At 37.7% G+C, this 21,878-nt stretch carries 25 protein-coding genes and 1 riboswitch; of the genes, 5 read left to right on the top strand and 20 right to left on the bottom strand.

All coding sequences use genetic code 11. The annotated features are described in order from the left end of the window. Positions 1-13 precede the first annotated feature (13 nt). The 13 genes from sufC to BK580_RS03815 form a co-directional block, all read right to left on the bottom strand. Positions 14-796, bottom strand: coding sequence for a Fe-S cluster assembly ATPase SufC (gene sufC, locus BK580_RS03870; RefSeq protein WP_078379089.1), 783 nt, complete (start codon positions 794-796; stop codon positions 14-16). Positions 797-1,413: 617 nt separating this feature from the next. Next, positions 1,414-1,566, bottom strand: coding sequence for a YuzK family famiily protein (locus BK580_RS23485; RefSeq protein WP_169864792.1), 153 nt, complete (start codon positions 1,564-1,566; stop codon positions 1,414-1,416). 556 nt (positions 1,567-2,122) lie between these two features. Then, positions 2,123-2,962 (bottom strand): MetQ/NlpA family ABC transporter substrate-binding protein, encoded by an 840-nt coding sequence (locus tag BK580_RS03865; RefSeq protein WP_078379088.1) that lies wholly within the window; start codon positions 2,960-2,962, stop codon positions 2,123-2,125. A 16-nt stretch (positions 2,963-2,978) separates the two neighbouring features. Then, complete coding sequence (locus tag BK580_RS03860) at positions 2,979-3,635, bottom strand: methionine ABC transporter permease (RefSeq protein WP_078379087.1); 657 nt, start codon at positions 3,633-3,635, stop codon at positions 2,979-2,981. Continuing rightward, positions 3,628-4,653 (bottom strand): methionine ABC transporter ATP-binding protein, encoded by a 1,026-nt coding sequence (locus tag BK580_RS03855; protein WP_078379086.1) that lies wholly within the window; start codon positions 4,651-4,653, stop codon positions 3,628-3,630. Before BK580_RS03855 ends, BK580_RS03860 begins: the two co-directional genes overlap by 8 nt. A 175-nt stretch (positions 4,654-4,828) precedes the next feature. Then, positions 4,829-4,944: riboswitch (SAM riboswitch) on the bottom strand. A 96-nt stretch (positions 4,945-5,040) separates the two neighbouring features. Continuing rightward, positions 5,041-5,925, bottom strand: a complete 885-nt coding sequence (locus BK580_RS03850) for a diacylglycerol/lipid kinase family protein (RefSeq protein ID WP_078379085.1) — start codon at positions 5,923-5,925, stop codon at positions 5,041-5,043. A 95-nt stretch (positions 5,926-6,020) separates the two neighbouring features. After that, positions 6,021-6,341 carry a hypothetical protein gene (locus tag BK580_RS03845; protein ID WP_078379084.1) on the bottom strand — a complete coding sequence of 107 codons (321 nt, stop codon included), beginning with the start codon at positions 6,339-6,341 and terminating at the stop codon, positions 6,021-6,023. A gap of 121 nt (positions 6,342-6,462) precedes the next feature. Beyond that, the gene (locus BK580_RS03840) at positions 6,463-7,731 is read right to left on the bottom strand and encodes an MFS transporter (protein ID WP_078379083.1); all 1,269 of its coding nucleotides are present in this window, start codon (positions 7,729-7,731) and stop codon (positions 6,463-6,465) included. Between the two features lie 174 nt (positions 7,732-7,905). Beyond that, positions 7,906-8,235, bottom strand: coding sequence for a thioredoxin family protein (locus BK580_RS03835; RefSeq protein ID WP_078379082.1), 330 nt, complete (start codon positions 8,233-8,235; stop codon positions 7,906-7,908). A 24-nt stretch (positions 8,236-8,259) separates the two neighbouring features. After that, the gene (locus BK580_RS03830; protein ID WP_078379081.1) at positions 8,260-8,610 is read right to left on the bottom strand and encodes a toprim domain-containing protein; all 351 of its coding nucleotides are present in this window, start codon (positions 8,608-8,610) and stop codon (positions 8,260-8,262) included. 164 nt (positions 8,611-8,774) lie between these two features. Further along, positions 8,775-9,020 (bottom strand): YusG family protein, encoded by a 246-nt coding sequence (locus BK580_RS03825; protein ID WP_078379080.1) that lies wholly within the window; start codon positions 9,018-9,020, stop codon positions 8,775-8,777. A 66-nt stretch (positions 9,021-9,086) separates the two neighbouring features. Further along, positions 9,087-9,470: a glycine cleavage system protein GcvH gene (gene gcvH / locus BK580_RS03820; RefSeq protein ID WP_078382627.1), complete on the bottom strand. Its 384-nt coding sequence runs from the start codon at positions 9,468-9,470 to the stop codon at positions 9,087-9,089. Positions 9,471-9,543: 73 nt separating this feature from the next. After that, positions 9,544-9,900 (bottom strand): arsenate reductase family protein, encoded by a 357-nt coding sequence (locus BK580_RS03815; protein WP_078379079.1) that lies wholly within the window; start codon positions 9,898-9,900, stop codon positions 9,544-9,546. 398 nt (positions 9,901-10,298) lie between these two features. Here BK580_RS03815 and BK580_RS03810 point away from each other — a divergent pair, with 398 nt between their 5' ends. Then, positions 10,299-10,988 carry a Crp/Fnr family transcriptional regulator gene (locus BK580_RS03810; RefSeq protein WP_078379078.1) on the top strand — a complete coding sequence of 230 codons (690 nt, stop codon included), beginning with the start codon at positions 10,299-10,301 and terminating at the stop codon, positions 10,986-10,988. Between the two features lie 162 nt (positions 10,989-11,150). After that, positions 11,151-11,645 (top strand): MogA/MoaB family molybdenum cofactor biosynthesis protein, encoded by a 495-nt coding sequence (locus tag BK580_RS03805; RefSeq protein WP_078379077.1) that lies wholly within the window; start codon positions 11,151-11,153, stop codon positions 11,643-11,645. Between the two features lie 120 nt (positions 11,646-11,765). Here the strand turns inward: BK580_RS03805 and BK580_RS03800 are convergent, their stop codons facing one another. From BK580_RS03800 to BK580_RS03790, 3 genes are all read right to left on the bottom strand, one after another. Beyond that, the gene (locus BK580_RS03800) at positions 11,766-13,550 is read right to left on the bottom strand and encodes an acyl-CoA dehydrogenase family protein (RefSeq protein WP_078379076.1); all 1,785 of its coding nucleotides are present in this window, start codon (positions 13,548-13,550) and stop codon (positions 11,766-11,768) included. A 198-nt stretch (positions 13,551-13,748) separates the two neighbouring features. After that, positions 13,749-14,927 carry an acetyl-CoA C-acetyltransferase gene (locus tag BK580_RS03795; RefSeq protein WP_078379075.1) on the bottom strand — a complete coding sequence of 393 codons (1,179 nt, stop codon included), beginning with the start codon at positions 14,925-14,927 and terminating at the stop codon, positions 13,749-13,751. Between the two features lie 43 nt (positions 14,928-14,970). Continuing rightward, complete coding sequence (locus tag BK580_RS03790) at positions 14,971-17,355, bottom strand: 3-hydroxyacyl-CoA dehydrogenase/enoyl-CoA hydratase family protein (RefSeq protein ID WP_078379074.1); 2,385 nt, start codon at positions 17,353-17,355, stop codon at positions 14,971-14,973. A 239-nt stretch (positions 17,356-17,594) separates the two neighbouring features. On the opposite strand from BK580_RS03790, the gene BK580_RS03785 reads away from it, so the two are divergent. After that, positions 17,595-17,741 (top strand): YuzL family protein, encoded by a 147-nt coding sequence (locus BK580_RS03785; protein ID WP_078379073.1) that lies wholly within the window; start codon positions 17,595-17,597, stop codon positions 17,739-17,741. A gap of 162 nt (positions 17,742-17,903) precedes the next feature. Here the strand turns inward: BK580_RS03785 and BK580_RS03780 are convergent, their stop codons facing one another. Further along, complete coding sequence (locus BK580_RS03780; protein WP_078379072.1) at positions 17,904-18,821, bottom strand: proline dehydrogenase family protein; 918 nt, start codon at positions 18,819-18,821, stop codon at positions 17,904-17,906. A 296-nt stretch (positions 18,822-19,117) separates the two neighbouring features. Here BK580_RS03780 and BK580_RS03775 point away from each other — a divergent pair, with 296 nt between their 5' ends. After that, complete coding sequence (locus BK580_RS03775; protein WP_078379071.1) at positions 19,118-19,402, top strand: hypothetical protein; 285 nt, start codon at positions 19,118-19,120, stop codon at positions 19,400-19,402. A gap of 15 nt (positions 19,403-19,417) precedes the next feature. Then, on the top strand, positions 19,418-19,756 hold the full coding sequence (locus BK580_RS03770) for a spore coat protein (RefSeq protein ID WP_078379070.1): 339 nt from the start codon (positions 19,418-19,420) through the stop codon (positions 19,754-19,756). 262 nt (positions 19,757-20,018) lie between these two features. On the opposite strand, the gene BK580_RS03765 is transcribed toward BK580_RS03770, so the two are convergent. Genes BK580_RS03765 through BK580_RS03755 form a run of 3 tightly spaced genes read right to left on the bottom strand, consistent with a single transcriptional unit; the run spans position 20,019 to position 21,866 of the window. Then, positions 20,019-20,279: a YusU family protein gene (locus BK580_RS03765; RefSeq protein ID WP_078379069.1), complete on the bottom strand. Its 261-nt coding sequence runs from the start codon at positions 20,277-20,279 to the stop codon at positions 20,019-20,021. 22 nt (positions 20,280-20,301) lie between these two features. Beyond that, complete coding sequence (locus BK580_RS03760; protein WP_078379068.1) at positions 20,302-21,051, bottom strand: IucA/IucC family C-terminal-domain containing protein; 750 nt, start codon at positions 21,049-21,051, stop codon at positions 20,302-20,304. Continuing rightward, the gene (locus BK580_RS03755; RefSeq protein WP_078379067.1) at positions 21,048-21,866 is read right to left on the bottom strand and encodes an ABC transporter ATP-binding protein; all 819 of its coding nucleotides are present in this window, start codon (positions 21,864-21,866) and stop codon (positions 21,048-21,050) included. Before BK580_RS03755 ends, BK580_RS03760 begins: the two co-directional genes overlap by 4 nt. Positions 21,867-21,878: the final 12 nt, after the last annotated feature.

The following is a 21,878-nucleotide window of genomic DNA, read 5'->3' as shown; positions in this document are numbered from 1 at the left end:
TTATCCTCCTTGCTTACGCTTCTTGCCCGACTGTTTCGTCTTCAATACCTAATTCTTGCTTAATCCAATCATAACCTTCTGCTTCAAGGCGTTGTGCTAATTCTTTTCCACCAGATTTTACAATACGACCTTGCATCATTACGTGAACATGGTCAGGTGTGATGTAGTTTAATAGACGTTGGTAGTGAGTGATAATTAAGCAACCAAAGTCATCGCTACGCATTTCATTGATTCCTTTAGAAACAACCTTTAAAGCATCTATATCTAAACCAGAATCAATTTCGTCTAAGATAGCAATCTTAGGCTCGATCATCATTAATTGTAAAATTTCATTACGCTTTTTCTCTCCACCGGAGAAACCTTCGTTTAAATAACGTTGTGCCATAGCTTGATCCATTTCTAAGAAGTCCATGCTTTTGTCCATTTTACGGATAAACTTCATTAAAGAAATTTCATCGCCTTCTTCGCGACGAGCATTGATAGCAGAACGTAGGAAATCAGCATTTGTTACGCCACTAATCTCACTTGGATATTGCATTGCAAGAAATAAACCAACCTTTGCACGCTCGTCTACTTCCATTTCTAACACATCTTCACCATCAAATGAGATGCTACCACTTGTTACTTCATATTTCGGGTGACCCATGATTGCAGCTGAAAGCGTTGACTTCCCTGTTCCGTTAGGACCCATGATCGCGTGAATCTCTCCGCCTTTTACTTCAAGATTTACACCCTTTAAAATCTCTTTATCATTAATAGAAACATGTAAATCTTTAATTGTTAAAGTTGAACCCATTCCTCAATACCTCCAATGTACTTGTGCTCATGTATGAAAACACATTCTTGTTATAATTCTCACTTTATTCTCATTACAATCTTATAACAAATAGAAAGTGTTAGCAACCTTTTCCGATTTGTCTGACACACCCTCAAATTATATCGAACTTATTGTTAAAAAGTCTAATTTTCTGGGAATTATTTTATAATGCCCTTTTATTGAACAACATTAGGATAAAAAATAAGGCTATCCTGAAAAAGATAGGTTGCTTTTTAAACTCCCTGTAGATTTCCGTTGCAGGTGTTCGCTTTCCGCGGGGCGCTTATGGAGCCTCCTCGGCTTTGCCTGCGGGGTCTCCACAAAACGCTACTTCCCGCAGGAGTCTCACGCCTTCCACTTCAATCACCAGGGGTGGCCAGTTTAGATGTAACGTTTAACTGATCTATTTACATACTTCATGGTGTAATAATTTCTTTGTATGAGTGTCTATGCAACACCGTTGTACTTTAACAGATCCAAAAATAAAAAGAGGCTTGCAGCATTCTCATCTTAATGAGTCTGGTGCTAGCCCCTTTTTATTAGTAATCAATGGCTATTATAAGTAAGTTCTAAAAAGCAAATTTGTTAGTAAGTTTTTAAGTGTGGAATCTACGGTCTAATTCTGCAACTAAATCCAAGCTTTTTTGGTATTCCTCTTCTCGAAGCTTTTCAACCTCTAGACGTTTTGAAAGTTGTCTTGTGTATTCCTCATACCCGAACCCATAAGCTTGAAACATTGCCTTTTCCATGTTACCAGTGTACTTCACCTGTACTTGATGATGGATAATAAACCATTCCCTTCCTATTTATATGTGTTTAATTCTGTATCTAGTTATACAGATACCCTTTAGAGTATTTACTTTAAACACACTAATAATCATAACAACATTGGGTAATATACCCAACCTTCAAAAGGAGCCATTTGAAAGGGTCAGCTCTCGTAATTGGGCATCTGCCTAAGGTGATAAATACTAAACAGCAAATACCTACTATATGCTTCTGCATCGTGGTGTCCTTTATGTTTGGAAGAACAAAGCACAGACTAGATGCTGGGGGATTAGAAGAAAAGTCGGGAAATACTTGAGGGAAATACAAAATGTCAAAAGGTTTTCTAAAATTGTCAGAAGCTCACGGAATTTTATCAAAAGCTGCTCCAAATTTGTCAGAAGCTTACGGAAATTTATCAAAAGCTTCCCCAAAATTGTCAGAAGCTCCGCAAAACCATTCATCGCTCTTCCAGAACCTATGAAAAAGTGGCAAACAAAAATAAAAAGCGCCCCATAATAGGACGCTTTACTTCTATAATTACTCACCAGCAGCTGGGATAACTGTACCTTGATATTTTTCTTCAATAAATGCTCTGATTTCTTCTGATTGAAGAACTTCTACTAATGCTTTAATTTGCTCATTTCCTTTATCCTCTGAACGAATAACAACTAAGTTTACATAAGGGTTATTCTCTGGTGATTCTAACTCAATCGCTTCCTTGGCAGGATCGATATCTGCTCCAAGTGCATAGTTACCATTAATTAAAACTGCATCTCCATCACCATTTAGATAAGCTTGTGGTAAAAATGCTGCTTCAAACTGAGTGTTGAACTGTAAGTCTTTCGGGTTCTCTTCAATATCATTAACTGTAGCTGCGATAGGCTCGACGCCCTCTTTCAACGTGATTAAACCTTTTTCTTGAAGCATGGATAAAATACGTCCGTGATCGGCAATTGAATTACTCATTAAAATTTCTGCTTTTTCTGGAAGCTCTTCTAAGCTAGCATATTTTTGAGAGTACACACCGATTGGCTCGATATGAACACCACCAGCACTTTCAAAATCATAGTCATTATCCGCGATTTGAGATTCTAAATAAGGTTGATGTTGAAAATAGTTTGCATCTAAATCTTTGTCTCTTAAAGCCTGGTTCGGAATGATATAGTCCGAAAACCTTTGAATTTCTAGCTCAATACCTTTTTCCTTTAATAGAGCAGCTGCTTCTTCTAAAATTTCTGCATGTGGAACATTGGAAGCTCCTACTACTAATTTACCTTCTTTAATGCCTTTACCATCTGACCCATTTCCACTTGAACCGCAAGCTGCTAGAACAAGCACTAATAAAGAAATAACTGCAAAGCTGACTAATTTTTTCATCTGTAATCCCTCTCCCTTATCTTTTGTCTAATTTAGCTGTTATATAGTCACCAATAAATTGGATAACAAACACGATAATTAAAATTACGATGGTACATACAAAGGTTACTTCCCAATTATTTCGTTGAAAACCATCTAAGAAAGCAAGGTTTCCTAATCCACCTGCGCCAACAAAACCGGCCATTGCTGTATAACTCACAATTGCGATTGCTGTCACTGTAATTCCAGATACTAACGCTGGCATCGATTCCGGAAGTAAAACCTTCCAGATGATTTCAGACGTTTTCGCCCCCATTGACCGGGCTGCCTCGATGACACCTTTATCAATTTCTCGCAATGCAATTTCAACCATCCGTGCATAGAATGGTGCTGCACCGATGATTAGTGCTGGCAATGCTGCATCTGCACCGATAATCGTGCCTAGAAGTGTTCTTGTAAAAGGAATTAATAATACAATTAAAATGACAAATGGTATGGAACGAAAGATATTAACGACCGCTGCTACAATTCCATTAATCAGTTTGTTTTCCCAGATATTCCCTTTAGCAGTTAAGAATAATAAAAGACCTAAAATAATTCCTAAAATAAACGTAATAACGACAGAGATGCTACTCATGTAAAGTGTTTCTTCGGTTGCTTTCCAAACATTATCCCAATTAACGCGCTCAAACATTCGTCATCACCTCCAACTCCACTTGCTGCTCACGAATGTATGCTAGCGCTTGTTCAATTTCTAAGTCTTCACCATCTAAGTGCAGAAATAATGATCCATATGCACCATTTTGGGTTTGCGAAATTTTCCCCTGTAGAATATTCACGTCAATCGCAAATTTGCGAATTAAGTTCATAATAATTGGTTGCTCCGCAGATGCTCCAACGAATGTAAGCTGTATCACTCGCCCCTTTGGAAAATCCGCTAAAAGATGTTCGATTGTTTCCAGTGTTTCTTCTGGCACCGTTACTTGTTTCACAAAACGCTTCGTAATGGGTTGTTCTGGTTTACGGAAAACCTCTAACACATTACCTTGCTCCACAATTTTCCCGTCTTCCATGACAGCAACACGGTGACAAATTTTACGAATAACATGCATTTCATGTGTAATGAGCACAATCGTTAGTTTCAAGCGTTTATTTATATCAACAAGAAGTTCTAGAATGGAGTCTGTCGTTTGTGGATCAAGTGCCGATGTCGCTTCATCACATAATAAAACTTTCGGATTATTTGCTAATGCTCTTGCAATCCCGACTCTCTGCTTTTGACCACCACTTAATTGTGCCGGATAAGAATCTTCGCGACCTTCTAATCCTACAAGCTTGACTAATTCTGCCACTCTCTTATTTCTTTCTTCCTGTTTAATACCAGCAATTTCTAAGGGGAACGCAATATTTTCTTTAACCGTTCTCGACCAAAGCAAATTAAAATGCTGAAAAATCATGCTAATTTCTTGACGCGCCGCTCGTAATTCTTTTCCTTTAATTGTAGCAAGATTGCGACCTGCTACATCAACATCACCGCTTGATGGTGTTTCAAGTCCATTAAGCATTCGAATTAACGTACTTTTTCCCGCACCACTATATCCTATAATTCCAAAGATCTCTCCTTGGTTAATGGACAAATCTATATCATCTACAGCTGTAACTTTTCCATTTTTCGTTTGGAAAACTTTTTTTACACCTTGTAAAGAGATCATACGTACACCTTCCTTCTCTCAATCCTAACCCTTAGCTTACCCAACAATCGAAAAAACGATTGACTATTCCAACCTCTATTTACCAGAAAAACTGAGAATAATTAAAACTTTATAGCAAACAAAAAATCCTTCCTGCGCAAATGAGCAGAAAGGATTATATAGATAAAAGTCCTTCCTCTCATCTATCAAAGCAATTATTATGCTTTGTGTGAATTGGCACCATTTCAACAATTACTTGTTGACGGTTGCCGGGTTTCATCGGGCACGTCCCTCCACCTCTCTCGATAAGAGATAAACATATAAAGTTAAGTATTTGGGTAAATCAGATTATTTATTATTAACGAATGTAATCGTATCATGGTCCTTGGTACCTGTCAAACAAAAAAATTATAATATAAATAATGCCTTTTCTTCTATCGTTAAAGCAATCCTCTGCTGTTTGATAATCTCGCCATCACACTGAATGGTTAATTCATCGTAAGGCTCCAATATGATGTCTTTGCCTTTTTGTATCGTGACATTTCTATGGGTAATATGACTCCCTGAAAAAGCTCTAGGAAAGACCAACAATAACTCCCATCTGCCTACACCATGTACAATACACAAGTCTAACAACCCGTCATCTGCTTTTGCATCCGGACAAATCTTTATTCCTCCCCCATAAAAGGGTAGATTTGCTACTGAGATCATCCAAACATCATGATAGATTTTCTCTACTCTATCTATCTTTAGTTTGACGGTTGTTGGTTTATATGTAAATAACACCTTAATTAAACTATACACATATGCTAGACTTCCTAAATTAAGTTTATTAAGTAGCTTCTTGGACTTTGATTCGTTTGTCACTTGCGCTACCTTCCCATCGAATCCAATACCAGCAATGGTAATATAGTATTCTTCACCAACTTTACCAATGTCTATCTCTTTAATAGAACCTACTAAAATTCTTTCTAATGCTTCCACATAATTCATAGGGATTTGTAAACTCCTTGCAAAATCATTGCCAGAGCCAGCTGGAATTATTCCCAACGGAATTTTCTTGTGCACTAAGCTATTAGCTACTCCGTGAATAGTACCGTCTCCCCCAACCACAATAATTGCTTTCAATTCAAATGGTGATATACTTTCTACTAAATCTGCATCCCGATCTGATCCCTCTGTAAAAACTACCTTATAGGAAATGCTTCTCTTCTTCAAAAGATTTTCAACATTCCCCCAAACCCTCCACCCTTTTCCGTTACCTGAGGTTTTGTTCACTATAAAATAATACATGCTTACCACTCCGCTCGTTGACTGCTAATACTTTAGTTATTTTTGCTGTACTTCTCCATATATCGGCGATTTCCCTTTCTAGTATTAGAATCGTATTATGACGCTTTTTTCATTAATGTTAAAAGAGAATCCACTAGTAACCATTGACGAAAACTCCCACGAAACACTATTTTTTCATGAGTAAGTTTTGTTGAACCAGTTAAAAGATCTGAAATTAGATGAGCAGGCCCTTCAATTTTGATATCCATCGAATCGACACTCTCAACCATTTCAATTCTACCCCGACTTAATACAAAAAAAGAGCTTTCTTCCTCACTTTTTAAGCAACATTTAATCGTATATGCAGGCAATATTTCCAAAACATGCGACTTGTCTTTCACTCTATCCAGAAATCCTTCTAGAATAGTTTTCATCACGGTTAGCCCCCCTTTATCTACTTAACACATTCATGCAAAAAAGGAGAAATCCTGCTTGTATGAAGAAACAAAAATCGCGAAATTTTGCTGATTGTCTTCATTTCCCGAGAAATATGTCATTCTATGATGATTCAGCAATTGATTTTTGATAACTTGTCGTCGATTTTTCTCTAAATGCGAAATAAAAATAAACAGAACTTGTCAAATAAAGCACTGCTGTTAACGAAAATACAATACCATACCCCCAATATTCTCCATAAAGTAACACAATAGACATCGAAACTGGTCCCATGCTAGCCCATCCTAATGAAAAGACCATCTGACTAATTGAGTTTGCAAACCCCTTCAACGAATCATCAACTTTTTCCATCATCATTGAAGAAATTATAGGATTTGCTGCATTCATTAATGCTTGACGAAATAAAAATCCAAGAGCAGCTAACCAAAAACTATGCGTAAATGCGGTAATAAACATAAATGGAAGGGATAGTAGTTGCAGAATCACTACAGCACGAACTTCTCCCACTCTTCTTACCACTGCTGGTCCAACAATCATCGCAACCGCTGTAACAGCTTGCCCAAGAGACAAAACTATTCCAATGCTTGAGTTTGAGATATGAAAACGATCAGCAAAGTAGAGATTAAGATAAGGAATCACTAATCCCGAACCAAAACCTATCAATATTTGGGCAACTCCAAATATGATAATTAACTTTAATTGTCCTGATGGCATTGCTCGGAATAACCCTTTCAAAGAGAAGGTTTCTTTCTCTTTCTTTCGCGGTGTTTCTACCGTTTTCAAAAGTGGGAAAACGCCCAAAACGAAAATAAAACTTCCGATTATTAAAGTTAACCTAACACTCCAAACGGGACTTAATCCTACCAAGTATAAAAATGCATCTGTTAAGGTTCCACCTAGTAAATTACCGATAACATTAGCACCCATCATCACCGCAAAATGATAGCTAAAAAGTTTAACACGTTGGGATTGAGTAGAGTTTTCTGCTAGCCAAGGAACTGCTGTGACTTGTAAAAACGCCATCGATATACCTGAAATAAACGAACTAATCAAGAGTAAGGAGTGAAGTTCAAGCGTACTACGAAGAAGCATAAATACCCCTGTAAATACTACTCCATAAATCATCATTTTCCTTCTACCCAATTTATCACTAAGAATTCCAGCTGGAATTAAAATAATAGCAGCAGCTAAAGAAGCCATCGCAATCATGCTTCCATTTACTGTTTCCGCATAGCCTAATTCTCTAATATAAAAGTTGTAAACTATCATAAAAATTCCTAACCCGATTTGAGTTAAGATATTAACTAGAAAAAGCAGTTTAATATTACGATTATAGTGTCTAAATGACCTGAGCCATTTTAAGTTTTTCATAAAATTCCCCTTATTTTTGTTTCGTATCCCTAAATAAATTTACTCTTTTTTCAGAAAAATGACAAGAGAAAAATTATTCTTCAAATATGTTTAGTATGATTAGTCCGTTTGCAGCTGTATTTTAAGAAGGGAGATTCAATACAATAAAAATAATTCCAACAAAAAAACACCTTTTTAAGGTGTTTTAGTTGTCTGACTTTGTATATGATGAAACAGTTGAAAAAGGTGCTCGACAGAGTGAAAAGCATATATTTTTTCGAGAATTTGTCCGCTTTGAAAAATCATCAAACACGGAACACTTTCTATTTCCCACTTCATAGCAATCTCCTGAATATAGTTAACATCAAGCATCCCGTAATGAAACTTTGGATACAGTTCTTTTGTTACTTCGAGCATCCTTTTTGCAACTTGGCACGTTCCACACATTGGCGTATAAAAATAGATAACAGATATTTGATTTTTATCTATTTCCTCTAATAATTGATTCTTGGTCCAATCCTTCATTTCCTCATCCTCAGGATTCGTATCCTATTGTAGGTATTCTGTATTTATATCAATATTCGCACTTAATAATACCGTTGCGATATGGTGATATGGTGCGGATGCAACTTCACGATACATTCGATCGATATAGAGATGCTCCGCTTCAGGAAATTCACGCTTGAATAATCTTCGTAATTTGTCCCCCGAGTCATCCGCGTCTACTAATATATACACTTCTTTATCAAAAATGTCTTCCATTAATTCATCTAATCTTGTCACACTAATTGTTCCATTCGTACAAATGATATGAACGGGCTCGTTGATAATTTGTTGAATTCTTTTCTTATCCGATTTTCCCTCGACAATGATGATTTTATCCACATCGATTATTTCCATACCCATCACCTGTTCTTAAAAAGTGTATAAAGCATAATATCTTTATACTATTCATATTCTACATAGCGCCAAAGTTCACCTTTTAATATGACTATTTTCAAAAAAAGAGTTGTGTAAATAGAAAAAAGGGGCGGAACTTTTAAAAGTCCCAACCCCACCGATGGCTAACACCATCCATTTTCATCGTCGCAATCTACATATTTAGCATCTTTTTCAGATGGAACCTGAACTTGTTGAAAAATACGACTTCCCTGAGATTCATAACCTGACTTTAGTGTATACTGATTACCTTGTTCAGAAAAAGTCACTTGTCCAATTGGTTCTTTTTCAACATACAAATTAAAGCCTTGATCAGCAAGTTTACCTACTACTCTGTCAGTTATATCTAAACGTTTATTTTCTAAAGTCATTAGAAATCACCCTTTATAAGCGTTTGTTTTATCTATAGTTAGGGTGTCCTAAATGTCTAATTGTTATTAGTCTTCTTTTGTCATTTCCACATACTGATCAGCAGTCATTAACTTGTCCACTTCACCAGCATCTGAAAGTTCAACAACGATCATCCATGCTTTTTCGTATGGAGATTCGTTTACAAATTCAGGGCTATCACTTAAATCTTCATTTACTTCGACAACTTTTCCACTAATTGGTGCGTAAAGTTCAGATACCGTTTTTACAGATTCGACGCTTCCAAATGGCTCATCTGCTGAAATTTCATCTCCAACTTCAGGTAGTTCAACGAATACGATATCTCCTAGCTCAGATTGTGCAAAATCTGTGATACCAATTCGTACTTTTTCGCCTTCTACTTTTACCCATTCATGTTCTTCGGAATAGCGTAATTCTTTTGGTGTGTTCATCATTCATTACCTCCATTAAAGTGAAATTATTTTGAAGCTCCGAGCGCTATTTGCGTTTGATAAGGAGCTTTTCTTATTTCCAAGTTTCTTCAAAAAGGCTTTCATTAAATCCTACTGTTACTTTGTTGCCATCGGTTGTAATCGGGCGCTTAATGAGCATTCCATCCGTTGCTAATATATCTAGCAACTCTTCTTCCGAGGCGGTTTTGATTTTATCCTTTAATCCAAGCTCACGATATTTCATACCACTTGTGTTAAAGAATTTCTTGAGTTCGAGTCCGCTTTTCTTATACAGTTCTTCTAGTTCTGTGCGTGATGGCGGATTGTCGACAATATGTACTGCTTCTAGCGCTACATCATGAGTTTCTAACCATTTTTTTGCATTCCTGCAAGTGCCGCATTTCGGATACCAGTAAAATGTCACATTCATTACGTTTTGCACCACCTTACATACAAGAATTTACTCATATATTGTAGCACAATTAGAAGACTTACTCCTAATTTTCAACACAATATTTTTTATTATTCGACGTTATTTGATTATTTCTTTTTTAATATGAAGAGAGGTGTATAAAGATATGACCGTTGCCTAGTAGTGTTCGTCGAAAATAATTTTTCAGAGTATCCTACTTATTTCCCAAAGCGCTACATAGCCTGCATACGAGAATTTCCACTACGAAATAGTTTCATTATCAGACTCACTTATAGCCTCCTACCATAGCTTTTTTTACCTTTAATAGTTACAATAAGGGAATCTATCCATAAAGAAAAAGCATTCATTTAAATAGTAATATTCACTTGTTGCTATTGATTAAAGGGGGAACTCTTGTGACAGATAAGATAGAAAAAGAACTGAAAGATTTTTTGTTCTCTTCCTTTAAAACAAAGTTAGAAGTCAAAAAAGGTTCCTATTTATACCAGGAGGGATCCGAAGCAACTGCGCTTTTTGTCATAATAACTGGAAAAATTCAGATGAGTAAAATTACCCCTGATGGTCAAGAGTTAACATTAAGACTTTGTAGTAAAGATGATATTATCGGAGAGTTAAGTTTGTTTTGTGCTGGAGCTCTTTATATGCAAAATGCTAAAGTGGTTGAAAACGCCCAAGTACTCGTTATTGAGAAAGAACTCCTCGAACAAAGGCTTTCCGAAAACAGTCAACTTGCTTTAGTTTTTATGAAATGGATGGGTCTGCAATTTCGAAGAACACAAACTAAGTTTCGAGACCTTGTGTTAAATGGAAAAAAAGGAGCACTTTATTCTACACTAATTCGAATGACCAACAGCTATGGAGTAATGAAAGAGAACGGCATATTGATTAACACCCCATTAACTAACCAAGATTTAGCAAACTATTGCGGATCTTCTCGTGAAGTAGTGAACCGCATGTTAAGCGACTTAAAGAAACGTAATATTTTAACGATAGCAAAAGGGAAAATAACGATTCACAATCTTGAATTCTTAAAACTAGAAATCAATTGTGAAAATTGTCCGATTGATTTGTGTCGAATTGATTAAAGAGCAGGACCAATCGCGTTCTGCTTTTTAATTTGTCCTCATTTAGAACTCTTTTTTATTAAATCATTTCTATAGCTCTTAATCTGTGACATAAATCACAGATTAAGCGCTCCACTTTTTGCTACTGTGTAAGTAGAATTTTTTTGAAAAGAGGTTTTATTTATTTTACCAACTAATCAATTCACTCAAATACGCTTTGCTGTATTAGCTGTAAGTGACAACGGGACAGATAAATCAGAGTCAAGTGGGAGGACAATCATAAATATCCTGCAAGCCAATGACCATATTATTACAGATTTCAAGAGTGTAAAATGCAACGAAGAAGAGATTGTGGAACAAATTGAAACTTGGTGCACAAACCCAACTATCCAAGCTATTATATTAACGGGAGGAACAGGCTTTACCTCAAGAGATGTTGCATACGAAGCTGTGACAAGTATTCTTGAAAAAGAAATGACTGGTTTTGGAGAGCTTTTACGTTTTTTAAGCTATGGAGAATTAAGAACAAGTACAATGTTTAGTAGAGCCACCGCTGGATGTAAAGAAGCACGCGCAATTTACGCACTTCCATCCTCTACCAATGCTGTAAAACTAAGTGTCGAGAAATTAATCCTTCCTTCTATTTCAGACTTTCTGGAAGAGTTATTACAAAAATAATCTCTCAATGAGCTAGCAGGCAAAGAGGCCAAGCTAGATAATTATAATACAAAAAATAATTCTTTAAACAAAAACCAGACTCCTAGTTGCTAGAAGTCTGGTTTTTATTTCTATCTATCCTTATACCACATACTTTTGTGCATCTAAGACTGCTGCCGCAATTTCACGCTTTTTCGCAATAACATTGATTGGCGTATGACGCGTGAACTTGCGTAAGGCAGAGATCATCATGCGAAGTGTATCGCCATGCTCAGCCGCAACAAGCGTTTCTTTTGCATCTGCTTCAATTTGATTAAAGGCTTCTTGGCAAAATACTTGTGTGTAAAGAACCTTTAACTTGTTTTTCTCTTCTCCAGATTTGGCAATTGCTTTTTCCGCACGAAGTACAGCTGATTCCATGGAGTAGACATTGCTAATAATATCCGCGATGTTTACAAGGAGCTCCTGCTCTCTTTCTAGTGCTTTTCCGTACTTTTGCGCAACTAATCCTGTCATAAGAATCGCGATTTTCTTCGCATTCTTTACTAAATATTTCTCTTGCTCTAATACTCCATCGCCCACTTCTTCAGGCATTAGCATCATTAATTCTTCCTGGAGGCTTTGTGCCTTTTGAATTAATGGCAGCTCTCCTTTTAGTGCTTTTCGTAAAAAAGTGCCAGGCACTAATAAGCGATTGATTTCATTTGTTCCTTCGAAAATACGATTAATACGGGAGTCACGGTACATTCTTTCCACTTCGTATTCCGCCATAAAGCCGTATCCACCATGGATTTGAACTGCTTCATCCACGACATAATCTAATGTTTCGGAACCAAATACTTTGTTTAAAGAACACTCAATCGCATATTCTGCCACAGCCTTAGCGACGGCGTTTGGATCATTCTCTTCCTCTTTCGTAAGGCGTCCCATACTATCTTCAAATAGGCCAACTGTGCGATAAACGGAGCTTTCTGTCGCATAGGTTTTTGTCGCCATATTCGCAAGCTTCTCTTGAATAAGGGAGAACTTCGCAATTGGTGTTTTGAACTGCTGACGTTGGTTGGCATATTGTGCCGCTAGCTCAATGCCACGTTTCGATCCGCCAACTGTTCCCACAGCTAGCTTATAACGACCAATATTTAAAATATTAAAGGCAATAACGTGACCGCGCCCAATCTCACCTAGCAAGTTCGCTTTCGGAACCTTTGCATCTTCTAATACTAGTGTACGAGTGGAAGAGCCTTTAATCCCCATTTTCTTTTCTTCTGGACCTGTGGATACTCCCTCATAATCGCGCTCTACGATAAAGGCAGAAAAATGCTCTCCATCAACTTTTGCATAAACAACAAATACATCAGCAAAGCCTGCGTTTGTAATCCATTGTTTTTCCCCGTTTAAAATATAGTGCGTGCCTTCGTTATTTAATTTTGCCGTCGTTTTTGCTCCAAGTGCATCGGAACCCGAACCAGGCTCAGTTAGAGCATATGCAGCTAATAATTCACCAGATGCAAGCTTTGGTAAGTATGTTTGCTTTTGGTCTTCATTTCCGAATAACACAATTGGTAAGGAGCCGATCCCTACATGTGCACCGTAAGATAAGGAGAAGCCACCTGCTCTAGAAAATTTCTCTGTAATAAGAGAGGAACTTATTTTATCTAAGCCTAATCCGCCGTACTCCTCTTGCACATCTGCTCCTAGAAGTCCTAATTCCCCAGCTTCTTTTAAAAGTTTTACTGAGATATCGAAATTATGATGTTCAATCTCCTCAAGATTTGGAACTACTTCGTTTACAACAAAATCCTCGGTCGTTTTGGCAATTAATTTATGCTCATCCGTAAAATCCTCTGGCGTAAATACTTTTTCAGCCAGTACATCGTCAATAAGAAAGCTACCACCCTTGATAATATTTTCTAACCCTTTTGACATTTTATTTTCCTCCTTTTTTAGTTCTCATTATTTTGGCTACCCTGAAAATAGATTGGTTACTTGGTAAACACCCTGACAATCTCCGCTGCAGGTGTTCGCTTTCCGCGGGGCGCTTGTGGAGCCTCACACCTTCCACTACGATCATCAGGGGCGACAAATAATACAATACGTCCACTTTTCATCATCCAGGGTGTAATTTTATGCTAATAACTCAAATACTCCGGCTGCTCCCATTCCGCCGCCGATACACATGCTGACAACCCCAAATTGTTCATTGCGTCGTTTCATTTCATGAAGCAGTGTAAGTGTTAATTTAGATCCTGTACAACCTAGCGGGTGACCTAGAGCGATCGCTCCACCATTCACATTGACTTTATTTTCATCGAGTCCAAGCTCTCGCATAACTTGAATTGCTTGTGAAGCAAATGCCTCATTGAGTTCTAAAAGTCCGATATCTGAAAGCTCTAGACCAGCCAATTTTAAGGCTTTTGGTATCGCTACAACTGGGCCAATTCCCATTACTTCTGGTGGAACTCCTCCTACAGCAAAGGAGCGGAATTTCGCGATTGGTTTTAAACCCAATGCTTCTGCTCGTTCTCTTTCCATCACTAAGACTGACGCTGCTCCATCACTTGTTTGTGAGGAATTCCCTGCTGTTACAGAGCCTTTTACATTAAATGCAGGACGTAGCTTTCCTAAAACGTCAAGCGTTGTACCTGGACGGACCCCTTCATCTTGGCTAAAGGTAAAGCTCGATTCTTCTATTTTGTTATTCGCTCCTACTCTTCTAACAGCCACATCTACAGGAACAATTTCATCAGAAAATTTACCCTCTTGAATCGCTCTTGCTGCTCGCTCATGACTTCTGACAGCAAACGCATCTTGATCCTCACGACTTATTCCATACTTGGAAGCAACCTGTTCTGCTGTATGTCCCATCCCCATATAGTATTCTGGCGCGGAATCGACAAGCCTTGCATTCGGACGTACCGTATGTCCTGTCATCGGCACCATACTCATCGATTCAGCTCCACCAGCAATAATGGATTCTGAGTGCCCAAGCATAATCCGTTCTGCTGCATAGGCAATCGTTTGAAGACCTGATGAACAATATCTATTAATCGTGATCGCAGGTACACTAGAAGGAAGTCCTGCTAAGCCACCGATATTTCTTGCCATGTTCAATCCTTGCTCTGCTTCTGGCATCGCACAACCAAAAATAAGGTCATCAATCGGGCCATCATAATTGCCAGCTCTTCTTAAGGTTTCTTTTACCACTAATGCTCCCAGATCGTCTGGTCGAACTGTAGCTAATGATCCTTTTTTCGCTCTCCCTACTGGTGTTCTTGCACCAGCAACAATAACTGCTTCTTTCAAAGTGCTCCCCTCGCTTTTCTAGGATTTTATTATTCTAGTAAAATTAATTACGTAAAGGCTTACCCTTAACAAGCATATGCTGCATCCGTTGTTGGGATTTCGCTTCCCCTACTAGACTTAAAAATGCTTCGCGTTCTAAATCTAACAAGTACTGCTCATCTACTTCCGTTCCAAATGGCACATTTCCACCTGCAATAACATGGGCTAACTTTTTAGCGATTTTCATATCATGCTCGGAGATAAAGCCAGAGTAAAGCATGTTATATGCACCTAACATGAGCGTTGCATAGCCTGTTTCCCCAACCACTGGAACCTTCTTACGAACAGGTGCTGTGTATCCACTTTCAAATAAATGAAGTGCCGCTTGCTTCGCGTCATGAATAAGATGATCTCCATTAAAGCTAATTTGGTCCCTATTGTTCAGTAAGTGTAAATCTTTTGCTTCGGCTGCAGAGGTTGATACTTTTGCTGTTGCAATTTGCTCAAACACTTTGTTCGCAACCTTCTGAAGGTCATAATCTAATCCTTCTGGCATACTATTTAAATGCTTGATGTAAAGCTCTTTATTTCCTCCACCACCAGGTATAAGCCCAACTCCAACTTCCACTAAGCCCATATATGTTTCGCTAGAAGCTTGAAGCTGACTAGTAGGTAAACATATTTCGGTTCCGCCACCTAATGTCATGCCAAAAGGAGCAGCAACGACCGGCTTCGAACTATATTTGATTTTCATCATCGCTTGTTGGAAATGCTTTACTACCATATCAATTTCAAAATAATTATCGTCTTGAGCTTCCATCAAAATCATCGCAAGGTTTGCACCAACACAGAAGTTCTTTCCTTGATTTCCGATGACTAGACCCTTATAATTTTTATCCACTTCTTCAATTGCGTAATTTACCATTTGAATAATATCTAAGCCAATTGCATTGTTAGGTGAGTTGAATTCTAACAGTGCAATGTCATCTCCAAGGTCGATAAGGCTTGCACCTGAATTCTTTTTAATTACACCGGTTGATTCTTTTAACGTTTTCAAATGAATGACTTTTTCGTTCACTTCAAGTGCTTGATAACTTCCATTGCTATAGAACGATGTGATGCTGTTTTCTTTTTGGTAGAAAGAGCGCTGTCCAGAAGCAAGTAGCTCATCCACCCATTTCGGAACTAGGATTCCATCTTCCTTCATTTTCATCACAGACTCTTCTAAACCGATTGCATCCCAAGTTTCAAATGGCCCATACTCCCAGCCAAAGCCCCATTTCATCGCTTGATCGATTGCAACGATGTCATCCGCAATTTCTCCAAGAAGTTCCGCTGAATAGCTAAGTACTGGCGCTAGAATACTCCACAATAAATTCCCTGCACGATCATCTGCATATACAAGCGCTTTCATTTTGTTGCTATAACCTTTTGCTTGCTTGCTTAGTTCAAGCGCTTGGGTTTTCAGCTTCTTTCTAGGCTCGTATTCAAATGTTTCGGCATTAAGCTCAAGGATCTCTTTTCCTTGTTTAAGATAGAAGCCTTGACCTGACTTGCTACCAAGCCAGCCGTTAGCCTGCATTTTTCTCATAAAATCAGGTACTTGGAAAACATCCTTTTCCGCACCTTCTACTTTTTCAAATACATTGTTGGCAACATGAATAAATGTATCTAGTCCTACTACATCTAATGTACGGAATGTCGCACTTTTTGGGCGACCAATTGCAGGTCCTGTAACAGAATCTACTTCTCCGACACTGTATCCACCCTCAAGCATTTGCTTTAGCGTTACTAATAAGCCGTATGTTCCAATTCTATTAGCGATGAAGTTTGGCGTATCTTTAGCAAGTACGATTCCTTTCCCAAGAACATCCTCGCCAAATTGTTTGATAAAATTAACCACATTATAATCTGTATCTTTAGTAGGAATTACTTCCAATAGTTTTAAATAGCGTGGTGGATTGAAAAAATGTGTACCAAGAAAATTCTTTTTAAAATCTTCCGAACGTCCCTCTGCCATCGCCTCAATGGAGATACCAGAAGTGTTTGAACTAATAATACTTCCCGGCTTGCGGTGTGCATCTACTTTTTCAAACAATTGCTTTTTAATTTCAAGATTTTCTACAATTACTTCAATAACCCAATCACATTCCGCAATACGCGCTATGTCATCCTCTAAATTCCCTGCTTCAATTAGTCCAAGGTTTGACTTTGTTGTAAGCGGAGCTGGCTTTTGCTTCAACAGCTTTTGTAATGCTGAGTTAGTAAACTTATTTCTTATCGCTTTATCAGAGAGTGATAAGCCTTTCTTTTCTTCTTCACTCGATAATTTGTTAGGAACTATATCTAACAAGATTGTAGGAATTCCAACGTTTGCTAAATGTGCTGCAATTCCAGACCCCATTACACCAGATCCAATTACAGCAGCCTTTTTAATACTTTGTTTCATTCTTCCTCCCCCTTGATAGTAGAATTTAAAATATAACTCTTGGTTTTTGAATGAATACTCATTCATTTTTATCGCAAAAAAATATCTCCTTTTCAAGAGTTCTCTTAATTTTAACTATAAAGTATTTAAAGAATTTTCGCAATATATAAATAAGAAATTCCACTTTATTTTCCATACATACACTGTATTTCATTTACTTTACAGGTAAAAATAACACAAGTGAACGGAGGTGAAAAGTAATGGCAAAAATGAAAAAACAACCTTCTCAAGCAGCGAAAAGTGCTGCAAGCGTAAAGGGTAACGCTGGTCCAACAGTTGAAATGGACTATAGCGGAAAAAAGACTAGCAACAATCAGCAATACGGCAAACACAATATGCAAGATTAATTCTTAAATATAGGGTGGCGCAACGACCAACAGCCACCCTACCAAAAATAAAAAAGAACCACTCTAACCATTATCAAACCCCAAAAATCCAGCAACAAAAAAAGAGCAAACGCAAAGCGCTCCCTCTTTTTCCATTTAAACTTCATCCATTTATCAAATGGTTTATTTCTTAAGCATCCCTTTTAAAACAAAAGCCACGTTTGCCGGGCGTTCTGCTAAACGGCGCATAAAATATCCGTACCAGTCCGTACCGTATGGGACGTAGACACGCATTTTATAACCTTCTTTAACAAGCTCTAATTGACGCTCCGTGCGGATTCCGTAAAGCATCTGGAATTCAAATTGGTCATTAGGAATATTATGCTTTTTTACAAGTTCTTTTGTATATTCAATCATTGCATCATCATGTGTCGCTACCGCTGTATAGTTCCCGTTTAAAAGATGCATTTCGATGATTTTTTTAAAGTTATCATCTACATCTTTTTTCTCTGGAAACGCTACTTCAGGTGACTCTTTATACGCACCTTTAACAAGACGTAGATTTGGACTGTATTGGTTTAAGTCTTCAATATCTGAAATTGTACGATATAGATAGGCTTGAATAACAGTTCCTACATTATCATATTCTTCTCTTAAACGCTTGAAGATTTCAATTGTTTTCTCACAACGAGTATAGTCTTCCATGTCAATTGTAACAAAGACACCATATTCTTTGGCAGCATCTAAAATTCTACGCATATTGTTCATAACGATTTCATCCGAAATATCTAGACCCATTGATGTCATCTTTAGAGAAAGTTGAGAATCTAATTTCTCTGTTCCAATAGCACGAATCGCTTCGATGGAGTTGTCCGCCATTTCATTTGCTTCACGCTCTGTATCAATAAATTCTCCTAAATAATCGATCGTTACACATAAGTTCTTTGCATTTAGCTCATGTATACTTTTAACGGCTTGATCAATACGCTCCCCTGCTACAAAACGTCCTGCACCAAAACGCAATCCATATCTTCGCGCCATTTTCGTCAACGTTTTATTTTTTGATAAAAACAAGAAAGTATTTTTCATTACTTGTTCCATGATGTTGTTCCTCCCACGCTTCTAGATGTTCTCTCTATATAAAGTAACTTAGCTGCCCGCTTTTTATTATTTTCTGAAAATATTTAAACGCTTTCACGTTAGATAAATCAAAATCTCAAACCTAATTTTATCACCTTTTCAAATATTTGAATACAAGTTATTTGTCGTTAAATCATTAAATTTGTCGTTTTTTAATTTTCATGCATTCTGGCTGAACTACAACCTTCTTTCGGATACATAGTTTGTACCATTTAGGACATTCTACAATTGAGATTTTAAATTCAGGAGGTCGTTGTATGCAACAACAACAGCAACAGCAGCAAAACACGGCGCAGCAATCAGGCTATTATCCACAGCCTCCAAAGGTTGTGACAACAAAAGACTCATTATATTTTGCAGATATGCTTTCTTGGAATTTGCTCGCGATGAAAAAAGCACATTTCTTTGCCGGACAATGTCAGGATCAAGAAGTTATTCAAGCTATCGAAAAAGCTGGACAAATGCATCAACGCCATTATCAAAAAGTGTTATCGCATGTTCAGGGCCAAAATCAAATGCAACAGCAACCACCGCTTCAATAAAGGAGGGATAGTTAAATGAATCAATCAAAAATCCAAAATCCAGAGTCACCTGTTGCTAAAACACCACAAATGAATGATCGTGATTTTATAAACGATATGTTAGCAACTGAAAAATACATGACAGCATCCTACAGCACGGCATTAAATGAAGCAAGTAATCAATATATCTACACCGATTTACTGGCCATATTTAATGAAACACAGAATTGTCAGCGTGAGCTCTACAATTTAATGTTCCAAAAAGGTTGGTATAGCTTAGAACAAGCTGATCAACAAAAACTGCAACAGGAATACCAACAATTTCAAGGCTATACCGCTCAATTCCCATACGGTAATAACGGTATGATGCAGTAGTTGGTGCTTTTCTCTGGAAAGTAGCGGTATGAGGACGATTCCGCTACTTTTTTATATTGTTATGAGCAGGTTCCCTTCTTTCTAAGCCACTTCGTACTGGTTATGAGTCGATTCCCTTCTTTTCTGAGCCGGTTTCTTCTGGTTATGAGCCGATTCCTCTCTTTTCTGAGCAACCTCACTCTTTCTAAGCCACACAAAGCTATCCCCACACGCAAAGTCCACAAAAAAAAAGACCTTCCTCTTTTAGAAAGCCTCTCCTACCTTATTTTTTTTGCCCTATGTTCTTGGCACGGTGTGCATTATTCAATTCTTTAATTTCCTTAATTAAGGTCATCATGTCTTGCTTGGCATCTGGATATTGCTCGTTCCAATGTTTGACTAGCGGTGGCATTGATTTGGCGATATACGTATATAGGATCCAGGCCTTTACTTTGTCCTTTTGCGTTTCTGGTCCATCACCTAATAGAAGTTCGGTATATTTTTCTAACAAGCCATCTAGTTGTTGCTCTAATTTTTCATTCAACGAAGATCCGCCCCTTTACAACTTATTTGCAATCAAGTGGACAGGTAGAGCAATGTGCCCCTGCATCATTGGCCCGATAATAGAAACAACAGGTCGTTCGGACTCTAATTTCCGCTTGGTGCTTTTGAACGAATGTCTTTTCCTTATAAAACTGGCTAGCAGGGTTGCGCTTCATCTCAAACATATGCGGGGATGCCTTAAGAAGCGATTGAAAGTCCTCTTCCAAATATGTAGATTGCTCCAATTTTGGAAGAACCGTTTCATATAACCAATAAATATATAGCATTACGTTTTCCCATAATGTTTGTCTAGAAACCTTCGCGTCTTTCTTTAATTGTTCAATTAAAGGAGCATAAACTTCTTGAAAAAGTTGAACAAAAATCTCTTTCCTCCACGCCTCACGATTTTCTGAAGGTGCTTCTACAACTTTCAGCTCCTTAAAACGAATTTTAGGCAGCCAAATGTCATTATTTACAGTTGAATCGATCCAAATGTTTTCCGGTTTCACATCTATTGCCTTATTAAAAGCCGTCATACTAAATAAACAATTCACAGCAAGAAAAGCTAGTCTCTTCATTAACAAAGAGCCTGTCACATCGTTTTTCTCGGCATGCAGAGCAGCTTGAATACTCTTCAAATAATCTAGAGTTCCGTTTTCAATTAAGGCTGAAAGTTGAACAGTCTCTCCCTTGAAATCCGCTCCAACGGCAAAACGTCCGTTTTCCTGCAAAAAACTTAATTCATCCTTCGTTAATACTGAACTTACACTCATGCCCTCAACCCTTCAATATTAGGTACGATACATCTTCCTCTACCATGAGGAATACATAATGGAGTACCAAAGAGTGGATCTGTCGTTACTTGGCAGTTCATATCAAACACGTTTTTTACCAGGGAACAGTTTATAACTTCTTCTGGCTTACCTTGTGCATAAATTTGTTTGTCACGTATTGCTACAATATGATGCGCGTAGCGACACGCTAGATTTAAATCATGCAACACCATAATAATCGTGCGATTTTCTTTTTCATTTAATTCAAAAAGTAAATCTAGAATTTCAATTTGATGGGTTAAATCTAGGTAAGTAGTTGGCTCATCTAATAAAATGACATCCGTTTCTTGTGCAAGGGTCATCGCAATCCAGGCACGTTGGCGCTGACCACCAGAAAGGGAATCAACTGTTCTTTCTGCCAATTCTTCCATTCCTGTAGCTTTTAAAGAATCCCTCACTACTTTTTCGTCATGCTTTGACCACTGCTTTAACCAAGATTGATAAGGATATCTGCCTTGCTTTACTAATTGAAGAACAGATAAGCCTTCCGGTGCAGTTGGTCCCTGTGGTAAAATTGCGAGTTGCTTCGCGATTTCTTTAGTCGATTGTTCAGAGATTGCTTTTCCTTCTAAAAGTACATTGCCATCTTTAGGCTTTAATAAACGAGCTAACGAACGAAGTAGGGTGGATTTTCCGCAACCATTTCCTCCGATGAAAACGGTAATTTCCCCTTTTGGGATCTTTAAATCTAATTCCTCAATTATAATGGAATCACCATAGGATAGTGTTAAAGATTGAGTTTCTAATGCGTTCATTTTACTTCCACC

Origin of the sequence: Sutcliffiella halmapala (genome assembly GCF_002019665.1) — a bacterium.
Classification (GTDB): Bacteria; Bacillota; Bacilli; order Bacillales; family Bacillaceae_I; genus Sutcliffiella_A; species Sutcliffiella_A halmapala.
This window is presented reverse-complemented; position numbering and strand designations above follow the sequence as displayed.